Raw genomic sequence first — 9,138 nt, 5'->3', positions numbered from 1 at the left:
CTGGAAGAAGCTGACGATTCTGGTCGCGCTGATCGTCCTCGGCGCGTCGTACTACCCGGCTTCAAAACTCGGTTCCGAGTTCATGCCGACGTTGAACGAGGGCACGCTGCTCTACATGCCGGCTTCGTTGCCGGGCATGTCGATCACCAAGGCGGCCGAGCTGATGCAGACGCAGAACAAGATCATCAAGAGCTTCCCGGAAGTCGAATCGGTCTATGGCAAGGCCGGCCGCGCCAACACGGCGACCGACCCGGCGCCGATGGAGATGTTCGAGACGGTGATCAACCTGAAGCCGCAATCCGAGTGGCGCGCCGGCATGACCATCGACAAGCTGACCGCCGAACTCGACAAGGCGCTGCAGATCCCCGGCGTCGCCAACGCCTGGACGATGCCGATCAAGGCGCGCATCGACATGCTGTCCACCGGCATCCGCACGCCGATCGGCATCAAGGTGTTCGGCAAGGGTCTCAACGAGATGGAGAAACTGGCCAAGCAGATCGAAGCGGTGGTCAAGGCCGTGCCGGGAACGACCAGCGCTTTCGCCGAGCGCATCACCGGCGGCTTCTACCTGAACATCGAACCGGACCGCGAGCAACTGGCGCGCTACGGCCTGTCGGTCGGCGAGTTGCAGGACGTGATCGGCTCGGCGCTCGGCGGCGAGATGGTGACCACCACCGTCGAAGGTCGCGAACGCTACGGTGTCACCGTGCGCTACCCGCGCGAAATGCGTTCCGACCCTCAACAGATCGCACGCGAGGTACTGGTGCCGGTGATGGACGGTGGGATGGTCCCGCTCGGCCAGCTCGCCAAGGTCGTCGTCGCCAAGGGCACGCAGGGCATCCGCACCGAGAACGGCCTGCTCTCGGCGTACATCTACGTCGACATCCGCGACCGCGACATCGGCGGCTACGTCGCCGGGGCACGCAAGGCGGTGGCCGACCAGGTTAAGTTCCCGCCGGGCTATTACGTCACCTGGAGCGGTCAGTTCGAGAACATGGAGCACGCCATCGAGAAGATGAAGGTGGTCATCCCGGTGACGCTGCTGGTGATCTTCCTCTTGCTCTACCTCAACTTCCGGCGCATGACCGAGACGCTGATCGTCATGCTCTCGGTGCCGTTCGCGCTGGTCGGCGGCGTCTGGCTGATGTGGTGGCTCGGCTACAACCTCTCGGTCGCCGTCGCCGTCGGCTTCATCGCGCTGGCCGGCGTCGCGGCGGAGACCGGCGTGATCATGCTGATCTATCTCGACCACGCCTGGGAAGCCGTCAAGCACAAATGCCAGCAAGCCGGCCGCCAACCGACCGTCGCCGACCTCTACGAAGCCATCATGGAAGGTGCCGTCGAGCGCGTGCGCCCGAAGATGATGACGGTCGTCGCCATCATGGCCGGCCTCTTGCCAATCATGTGGGGGACCGGCACCGGCTCGGAAGTGATGAGCCGCATCGCCGCACCGATGGTCGGCGGCATGATCTCATCGACCATCCTGACGCTGGTGGTGATCCCGGCGATCTACGCATTGGTCAAACAGTGGGGTATCGGGCGCGCAAACGTGGCATAGAAAGAGCTGCGAATGCACGACACACGACTTTTTCCATAAAATGGAGGGTCTTGGCGACGCGTTTGTATACAAACCTGCGCGACTCCACGCCGTCCGCTTTGCTTGCGCTCGGCATGGAATTGGCGTCTTCCCTGTTTTCCATTCGATACCGAGGTACCCAGTTTGGCTCAATACGTCATGTCGATGCTGCGCGTCAGCAAGATCGTCCCGCCCAAGCGGCAGATCATCAAGGACATTTCCCTGTCCTTCTTCCCCGGCGCCAAGATCGGCCTGCTCGGTCTCAACGGCTCCGGCAAGTCTACTGTGTTGCGCATCATGGCCAACGTCGACAAGGAGTACGAGGGTGAAGTCCAGCATCTGGCCGGAATTCGCATCGGCTACCTGCCGCAGGAGCCGCAACTCGATCCGGAAATGACCGTGCGTCAGGAAGTCGAAAGCGGCATGGGCGAAGTCATGGAAGCGCAGGCCAAGCTCGAAGCCGTCTATGCGGCCTACGCGGAAGAAGATGCCGACTTCGACAAGCTCGCCGAAGAACAGGCGCGGCTCGAGGCGATCATCGCCACCGCCGGCTCGGACACAGAGAACCAGATGGAGATCGCCGCCGACGCGCTGCGCCTGCCGCCGTGGGATGCATCGATCAAGCACCTGTCCGGCGGCGAAAAACGCCGCGTCGCGCTGTGCAAGCTCTTGCTCTCCAAGCCCGACATGCTGCTGCTCGACGAACCGACCAACCACCTCGACGCCGAGTCGGTCGAATGGCTGGAGCAGTTCCTCGTGCGCTTCCCCGGCACCGTCGTCGCCGTCACGCACGACCGCTACTTCCTCGACAACGCCGCCGAATGGATCCTCGAACTCGACCGCGGCCACGGCATCCCGTGGAAGGGCAACTATTCCTCGTGGCTGGAGCAGAAGGAAGAACGCCTCGAGCAGGAACAGAAGCAGATCGACGCGCACATGAAGTCGATGAAGCAGGAACTCGAATGGGTCCGGCAGAACCCGAAAGCGCGCCAGGCCAAGAGCAAGGCGCGTCTCGCCCGCTTCGACGAACTCTCCAACGTCGATTACCAGAAGCGCAACGAGACGCAGGAGATCTTCATCCCGGTCGGCGAGCGGCTGGGCAACAAGGTCATCGAGTTCAAGGAAGTGAGCAAGGCCTTCGGCGACCGCCTGCTGATGGACAAGCTCTCCTTCACCGTGCCGCCCGGCGCCATCGTCGGCATCATCGGCCCGAACGGCGCCGGTAAATCGACGCTGTTCCGCATGCTCACCGGCCAGGAAAAGCCGGATTCAGGCGAAGTCGACATCGGCGAGACCGTGAAGCTCGCCTACGTCGACCAGAGCCGCGACTGCCTCGATGGCAACAAGACGGTATTCGACGAAATCTCGGGCGGCGCCGACATCCTCACCGTCGGCAAGTACGAAACGCCGGCGCGCGCCTACATCGGCCGCTTCAACTTCAAGGGCGGCGACCAGCAGAAGTTCGTCGGCCAGCTCTCCGGCGGCGAACGCGGCCGGCTGCACATGGCCAAGACGCTGATTTCCGGCGGCAACGTCCTGCTGCTCGACGAGCCGTCGAACGACCTCGACGTCGAAACGCTGCGCGCGCTGGAAGACGCACTGCTCGAATTCGCCGGCAGCGTGATGGTCATCTCCCACGACCGCTGGTTCCTCGACCGCATCTGTACGCATATCCTCGCCTGCGAAGGCGAGTCGCAATGGACCTTCTTCAACGGTAATTACCAGGAATACGAGGAAGACAAGAAGAAGCGGCTGGGCGAGGAAGGCGCCAAGCCGAAGCGCATCCGCTACAAGCCGATCTCGCGCTGACGTTTTCGCGAATCGCAATGAAAAAGACCCGCAGATCAGATCTGCGGGTCTTTTTTTAACTCCCCGAAACCCGGAAAGCGTCGGGCATCGGCGGATTGTTTGTCTCCCGGCCAGCTTGGCCAGGAGACGATATCAGTATCAGTGCGTCGACTTCAGGCTGGCCGCAAAAGCCGCCTCGGTACTCTCGGGGAAGGCGAACTGCATGAATGCACGATGAATTTCATCTTCTTTCACCATCTCGGCCGGGTCCTGGAAGCGGATACCGAGCGGACGGCCATTGGTGGCCAGTGTCGCAAACGCATAACGCCAGCGCTGCGCCTCGGCCAAGCGCTCGCGCAACTCACGCTCATTCGTAATGGCCACGCCGGCTTTTTTCAGCGACTCGAGAAACTCTTCGAACGACTCGGTACTCAGACTACCCATCTTTTTCAACTCCGTTCAATACGGTGGACGGCCACCCTGTGGCGAATAACGCGGCTTTTTCGATGAGGTTGACGAAAGTAATAGATAAATCTGCTTCAACGCACTCCTTTCAGTCCACGCACGTGCGCAACGAATCACCGGACTCTTTTCAATCAATGACTTACAATGTCGCCCCTTCGTCATCCACGATCAACTTGATGTCCAAAAGAAACACACTCGAACTGCTCGCCCCGGCAAAAAACGCCGATTTCGGCATGGAAGCGATCATTCATGGCGCCGACGCGGTGTATATCGGCGGCCCGGCTTTCGGCGCGCGCGCCAATGCCGGCAATTCCGTCGGCGACATCGAGCGGCTCGCAACCTTCACGCATCGCTACAACGCACGCGTACTGGTCGCGCTGAACACGATCCTCAAGGACGAGGAACTGGAAGAAGCGCGCCGCCTCGTCCGGCAAGTTTACGAAGCCGGCGCCGACGCGCTGATCGTGCAGGACATGGGCCTGCTTGAACTCGATCTGCCGCCGATCGAACTGCACGCCAGCACGCAGACCGACATCCGCACGGTCGAGAAGGCGCGTTTTCTCGAAGCCGTCGGTTTCTCGCAGATGGTGCTGGCACGCGAGCTGTCGCTGGAACAGATCCGCAAGATCGCCGAAAACACCACGGCCGCGCTTGAGTTCTTCATCCACGGCTCGCTGTGCGTCAGCTACAGCGGCCTGTGCAACATCAGCCACGCGCAGACCGGGCGCAGCGCCAACCGCGGCGACTGCTCGCAGGCCTGCCGCCTGCCCTACTCGCTCGCCGACAAGGACGGTCAGGTCGTCGCCGAGAACAAGCACCTGCTGTCCTTGAAGGACAACGACCAGAGCGCCAACCTGCGCGCGCTGATCGCGGCCGGCATCAGCTCGTTCAAGATCGAGGGCCGGCTGAAGGACCTGTCCTACGTGAAGAACATCACGGCGTACTACCGGCAGCAACTCGACGCGATCCTGGGCGACTTGCCGGCGTACAAGCGCAGTTCTTCGGGGCGCAGCACCTTCCTGTTCACGCCGCAGCCGGAAAAGACCTTCAATCGCGGCTCGACCGACTATTTCGTCAACGAGCGCCACGTCGACGTCGGCGCCTTCGACTCGCCCAAGTTCGTCGGCGAGAAGCTCGGCGAGATCGTCAAGCTCGGACGCACGCATTTCGACGTACGCACAGACCAGACACTGCACAACGGCGACGGGATCACCTATTACAACGCGAAGCAGGAACTCGTCGGCACGCGCATCAACCTCGCCGAAGCGCTCGGCGACGCGTATCGCCTCTCGCCGGCGCTGACTGACGGCCGGCTGCCCGCCGACCTGCAAATCGGCACGCCCATCTACCGTAATCGCGACCAGGACTTTGAGCGACTGCTCGAAAAGAAGTCGGCCGAGCGGCGCATTCCCATCCGCATCCGCTTTGAGGAGACGGCCAACGGGTTCGCGCTGCAGCTGACCGACGACCGTGGAACGAGTGCCACGGCGACGCTCGACTGCGCAAAAGAAGTCGCCCAGAACGCCGAACGCGCCGAACTCACGCTGCGCGAAAACGTGTCCAAGCTCGGCAACACGATCTACGTCGCCGACGCGATCAAGCTGGCGGTAACGAATCCGTGGTTCATCCCTGCATCGGCGCTCAACGCGTTACGCCGCGACGCGGTCGAAGCGCTCGAGCGGACGCGCAGCGCGGCCTATCAACGCCCTACACGACGCACGGCAACTGAACCGCCGGCCATCTACCCGGAAGACGCGCTCAGCTATCTCGGCAACGTCTACAACGAAAAAGCCCGTGCCTTCTACGAGAAACACGGCGTCAAGGTCATCGAGCCGGCCTTCGAGTGCCATCAGGAAAAGGGCGACGTCTCGCTGATGATCACCAAGCACTGCCTGCGCTACAGCTTCAACCTGTGCCCCAAGCAGGTGAAAGGCATCCGGCCCGACCCGATGATCCTGATGAACGGCAGCGAGAAGCTCACGTTGCGTTTCGACTGCAGGCCGTGCGAGATGCACGTCATCGGCAAGCTGAAGAAGCAGCGGACGATCCAGTTGTCGGTTCGTTAGCGGTGATCAGTAGTGCGGCGGGATCTCGTCGCGCAGGTTGCGCGGCTCGGCCGGACCGGTCGCCGATTGCATCTGTTTGTAGAGCAGCTGCAACTGGGCTTGCAGGAGGTCGAGCTGTTCCTGCTGGCGAAATACGGTGCGGTTGAGTTCGTCGACCAGATCCTCGGTCAGGCTCAGCTTGATTTCGAGTTCGGTCAGTCGGTCGTTCGTCGGTTCGGTCATGGGCATTTCAGTCGCGTATTTCGGTGCTGGAGCAAAGGGTTGAACGGGGTAGAATACCGCCACGTTTTCCGGGCAACCATCCCGCAGCCATCAATAAGAGGATCACTCAATGTCGCTCGTTCCCTGTCGTGCATGCGGTCATCAGGTGGATACTTCGGCGCTGGCCTGCCCCGGATGCGGCGCCACCGACCCGGGCAAGAAAATCAGTCGGCAGACGCGCAACGCGATCGGTTTTTCCCTGCAACTCATCTTCTGGCTGGCGGTGCTGGGTTACGGCGGCTGGTACACCTGGACGACGCTGGTCCCGATGGCCCGGTCGTACATTGTCAAGCCGCAGGCCGAAGCACCCCAGGCGCAACACCCGCAGCAATAAACCTTCATTGCTCAGTCGACGGCCTCGGGTCTCGGCTGTTCGACACCGGCGGCGATCATCGCCGCGCGCGTCTCCGGCGTTTCCAGGCTGATCCGCCCGAGCTTTCCATCCCGATAATCCTGCAGCAGCACGGCCGACGCTTTCTCGAAGTCTGGCTCACCGCCGCGCATGACGAGCGCCCGCCGCTTGGCGACGCCTTCGACAACGGCCACCGCATCAATCCCTTCCACCGAAAAACCATAGCGCGCCGCGAGCAGCGCCGGGTAGCGTTTAAGCAGCAGTCCGGCGAGGAACACCGCGACTTCTTCGTCGATCACCGCGTTGCGGCCGATCGCGTGACTCGCCGCCAGCATCAGGCCATCGCTCTCGTGTTCGATCTTCGGCCACATCAGCCCCGGCGTATCGACGATCGCATGGCGGACGCTGATCTGGTGGATCTGCTGCGACTTGGTCACCGCCGGCTCGTCACCGACCTTGGCGATCTTGCGCTTGACGAGCGCGTTCATCAGCGTCGACTTGCCGACGTTGGGGATGCCCATGATCATCATGCGCAACTGCTTGACATTGTCGTTACGATGCGGCGCAAGGCTCTGGCACAGGCTGGGCAGGCGCGAGACCTCGCCGGCATTCTTGCTCGAGATTGCCACCGCCTTCACGCCGCTCTGCTTGTTGTAGTACGCGAGCCAGGCCTTGGTAACCACCGGATCGGCCAGATCGGACTTGTTCAATACCTTGAGGCACGGGCGCTGCCGGTGCAGGCGCAGCTCGCGCACCATCGGGTTGGTACTTGCCTCGGGCAAGCGCGCGTCGACCACCTCGATGACGACGTCGATCGACGCCATCGTCTCGGCCGCCTTCTTGCGCGCCGACGTCATGTGGCCGGGAAACCATTGAATTGCCATGAGAAAACCGCGTTGATGAAAAGGCGGCCATTATCCCATTTGTTCGCCGGCGCGCGGTCATTGCCACTAAAATGACGTCCTTTCACCCACCAAGAAGAATCCGCCGTGCCGACCATCCCGGAAATCAAGCCCGAGCAATCGATCGAACTGCTGAAGGAGCTGCACATCCTGACGCGCGACGGCAAGCTCAACCAGGACAGTCGCCGCAAGCTGAAGCAGGTCTATCATCTCTACCACTTCATCGAGCCGCTGTTGGGCGAATTGCTGGCCGAGGGCGACGACATCTCGCTCGCCGATCACGGCGCCGGCAAGTCCTACCTCGGCTTCATCCTCTACGACCTGTTCTTCAAGGGCAAGGCGGGCGGGCGAATCTTCGGCATCGAGACGCGGCCGGAACTCGTCGAGAAGTCGCGCGAACTGGCGCACCGGCTCGGATTCGCCCGCATGGAGTTCCTCAATCTGACGGTCGAGGAATCGATCACCTCACCCGCACTGCCCGAACAGGTGGACATCGTTACCGCGCTGCACGCCTGCGATACGGCGACCGACGACGCGATCCGTTTCGCGCTGTACAAGCAGGCGAAGTTCATCGTGCTCGTGCCCTGCTGCCAGGCCGAGATCGCCGCCGTGCTGCGCAAGAACAAGAACGCGTCGTTCTCGAAGACGCCGCTTTCAGAGCTCTGGCGCCACCCGATCCACACGCGCGAGTTCGGCAGCCAGCTGACCAACGCCCTGCGCTGCCTGATGCTCGAAGCGCACGGTTACCAGGTGACCGTTACTGAACTCGTCGGATGGGAGCATTCGATGAAGAACGAACTGATCATCGCCCGCCACGTCGGCCAGAAGCGCACGAACGCGACGGAACGGCTGGAAGCCATCCTGCACGAACTCAACCTCGAGGAATTGCGCGGGCGCTTCCTGCTGCCATCGATTGAAACCGAACCCAACGCAAAGGACTGATCGTGGAAACGTGGATGACCCGCATCGTCGGACTGTTGTGCGCATCGGGTAGCTGCGGACTGTTCTGGACCTTCGGCGTATTCGTCGTGGTGCCGTGGCACGCAGGCCGCATGCTGGCGCTCGACCCGAGTGAAATCCAGGTGGTCGGCGTATCACTGATCCTCGGCAGCGCCACGCTGTGGGGCGCGTCGCGCATCTTCGCCGCCGTCGATCAACAGGTAAATCCCCGGACTTACGCGGCAACCCGGCTGTTACTGGTCATCGCCGCCATCGCGTCGGCGGCGGGTGGCATCTCGTGGACATTGTCGAGGATTGCCTGAGCGTCGAAGACACTATCGAGCAGGGAGCGAGCCCCGTCGCCCTCTCACACCACCGTACGTGCGGTTCCGCATACGGCGGTTCATGAAAGGCACTGGAGTCGTCGCGTCGTATCGAGCAGCGACACCAGCCCCGAACGATCAACCTGAAAAACTCAGTTCTTCACCGCAAAGGCGCAGAGATCGCAAAGGTTCGCAAAGAAAATCAAAGCGCTACGCGAACAGCACCTATCTTTCATCTTGACCCACAGGGTGAATGGTCAAGTACGATCAAGCGGTTGTTTCCTTTGCGATCTTTGCGCCTTCTCGCCTTTGCGGTGAGGTTTTCAGGATCAAAGAAGATTTCGGGAAGGCCGCGTCCATCTGGCTGGCGCCACTGTTCCACCACGGCCCGCGCTGGTTGAACGCTGAGCAAAATGCCCGCGCCTCCCTCAGCCCCGCTTTCATCAGGTTTCTGGCGCGAGTATAT

Annotated in this window: 9 protein-coding genes and 1 pseudogene; 6 read left to right on the top strand and 4 right to left on the bottom strand. The window is 61.8% G+C overall.

Annotated elements, in window-relative coordinates:
* Positions 1 to 1,558 (top strand): efflux RND transporter permease subunit (locus KBA32_RS15125; protein ID WP_294360603.1); only part of this gene is annotated, 1,558 nt, incomplete at its 5' end.
* 162 nt (positions 1,559 to 1,720) lie between these two features.
* Positions 1,721 to 3,385, top strand: a complete 1,665-nt coding sequence (ettA, locus tag KBA32_RS15120) for an energy-dependent translational throttle protein EttA (protein ID WP_294360601.1) — start codon at positions 1,721 to 1,723, stop codon at positions 3,383 to 3,385.
* 138 nt (positions 3,386 to 3,523) lie between these two features.
* On the opposite strand, the gene KBA32_RS15115 is transcribed toward ettA, so the two are convergent.
* Complete coding sequence (locus KBA32_RS15115; protein ID WP_294360600.1) at positions 3,524 to 3,808, bottom strand: hypothetical protein; 285 nt, start codon at positions 3,806 to 3,808, stop codon at positions 3,524 to 3,526.
* A 197-nt stretch (positions 3,809 to 4,005) separates the two neighbouring features.
* Between KBA32_RS15115 and KBA32_RS15110 the strand changes: the two genes are divergently transcribed.
* Positions 4,006 to 5,895, top strand: a complete 1,890-nt coding sequence (locus KBA32_RS15110) for a U32 family peptidase (protein WP_294360599.1) — start codon at positions 4,006 to 4,008, stop codon at positions 5,893 to 5,895.
* A 6-nt stretch (positions 5,896 to 5,901) separates the two neighbouring features.
* On the opposite strand, the gene KBA32_RS15105 is transcribed toward KBA32_RS15110, so the two are convergent.
* On the bottom strand, positions 5,902 to 6,117 hold the full coding sequence (locus tag KBA32_RS15105; RefSeq protein ID WP_294360597.1) for a SlyX family protein: 216 nt from the start codon (positions 6,115 to 6,117) through the stop codon (positions 5,902 to 5,904).
* Positions 6,118 to 6,226: 109 nt separating this feature from the next.
* On the opposite strand from KBA32_RS15105, the gene KBA32_RS15100 reads away from it, so the two are divergent.
* A complete protein-coding gene (locus KBA32_RS15100) occupies positions 6,227 to 6,490 on the top strand; it encodes a hypothetical protein (protein ID WP_294360595.1) in 264 nt (87 codons plus the stop codon).
* Between the two features lie 11 nt (positions 6,491 to 6,501).
* On the opposite strand, the gene ylqF is transcribed toward KBA32_RS15100, so the two are convergent.
* Positions 6,502 to 7,392, bottom strand: coding sequence for a ribosome biogenesis GTPase YlqF (gene ylqF, locus KBA32_RS15095; RefSeq protein ID WP_294360594.1), 891 nt, complete (start codon positions 7,390 to 7,392; stop codon positions 6,502 to 6,504).
* Between the two features lie 105 nt (positions 7,393 to 7,497).
* Here ylqF and KBA32_RS15090 point away from each other — a divergent pair, with 105 nt between their 5' ends.
* Positions 7,498 to 8,352 (top strand): SAM-dependent methyltransferase, encoded by an 855-nt coding sequence (locus KBA32_RS15090; protein WP_294360592.1) that lies wholly within the window; start codon positions 7,498 to 7,500, stop codon positions 8,350 to 8,352.
* 14 nt (positions 8,353 to 8,366) lie between these two features.
* Positions 8,367 to 8,672: a hypothetical protein gene (locus KBA32_RS15085; protein ID WP_294360590.1), complete on the top strand. Its 306-nt coding sequence runs from the start codon at positions 8,367 to 8,369 to the stop codon at positions 8,670 to 8,672.
* A gap of 267 nt (positions 8,673 to 8,939) precedes the next feature.
* Here the strand turns inward: KBA32_RS15085 and KBA32_RS15080 are convergent.
* A pseudogene (locus tag KBA32_RS15080) lies at positions 8,940 to 9,138 on the bottom strand (hypothetical protein); the annotation flags it as partial.

Source organism: Propionivibrio sp. (genome assembly GCF_017995515.1).
GTDB lineage: Bacteria > Pseudomonadota > Gammaproteobacteria > Burkholderiales > Rhodocyclaceae > Propionivibrio.
Note: the sequence above shows the minus strand (reverse complement) of the source record. Positions and strands in the feature narration are given on the sequence as shown.